Raw genomic sequence first — 585 nt, forward strand, 5'->3', positions numbered from 1 at the left:
CAGCGGCTGGCCGTAGAAGGAAACCAGATCGGACGCCAGCAGCGGCTCGTCGCCCTTGCCCACCGCGCTGATCTGGTTCTCACCGGGAATATCGGTCGCCGTATAGACGCCAACCACGCCCTCGGCCTGCCGGACCGGCTCCAGATCCATGGACAGGACACGGGCATGCGCGCGCGCGCTCAGCCCCGGCACCAGATGCAGCGTGCCACGCGGCTCGGGCAGGTCATCAATATAGCTGGCGCTGCCCTGCACATGCATGGCCGCACTTTCATGGCGCAGGCTGCGTGACGCCCCACCCGCGACGATCCCGTTATCCGCCGTTGTGGCGGATGACGCGAAACTGTTTCCATCAGCCATGGGCGTGTTCTCCGGCGGCGGTGCAGGCGGATCGCACACTGATCGACGCGCGCGTTCCCTCCGGCCCGCAATCGGCATAAAGCCGGGTCAGCAGATTGGCGGCGACGGTACGGCGGTACCAGTCACTCGCCCGCATGTCGGTAATGGGGGCGAAATCCTCCATGATCGCCTGACGGGCGGCTTCCAGCGTGGCCGCGTTCCATTCATGGCCTTCCAGCGCGGCTTCGG

General features: G+C 66.7%; 2 pseudogenes. Both read right to left on the reverse strand.

What is annotated here, in order from left to right:
- Positions 1-357: pseudogene (locus tag JCM25156_RS26680) on the reverse strand (xanthine dehydrogenase molybdopterin binding subunit); the annotation flags it as partial.
- Positions 350-585: pseudogene (locus tag JCM25156_RS26685) on the reverse strand (xanthine dehydrogenase small subunit); the annotation flags it as partial. The pseudogenes JCM25156_RS26680 and JCM25156_RS26685, both read right to left, overlap by 8 nt.

The organism is Komagataeibacter kakiaceti JCM 25156 (genome assembly GCF_000613305.1).